1 protein-coding gene is annotated in these 276 nt (G+C 67.4%); it reads left to right on the forward strand.

Annotated elements, in window-relative coordinates:
• On the forward strand, positions 1-276 hold a 276-nt coding region (locus ACLFKU_RS44550; protein WP_410853496.1), incomplete at both ends, for an AMP-binding protein.

Below are 276 nucleotides of genomic sequence, written 5' to 3' on the forward strand. Positions count from 1 at the left end.
ATTTTAATGGATCAGTGGTCCCGATCGGCCGTCCGATTGCGAACACGCGGGTGTACGTGCTGGACGGTCATGGCGCGCCGGTGCCGTTCGGGGCGGTGGGCGAGCTTTACATTGGCGGGGCGGGGGTGGCGCGGGGCTACCTGAACCGTCCCGAGCTGACAGCCGAGCGGTTCATCGCCAGTCCCTTTGTGGAGGGCGATCGGCTGTACCGCACGGGGGACCTGGCGCGGTACCTGCCGGACGGCAATCTGGAGTTTCTGGGGCGCACCGACGAGC

This window comes from Paraburkholderia sp. EG304 (genome assembly GCF_046543485.1).
Taxonomy (GTDB): domain Bacteria; phylum Pseudomonadota; class Gammaproteobacteria; order Burkholderiales; family Burkholderiaceae; genus Paraburkholderia; species Paraburkholderia youngii.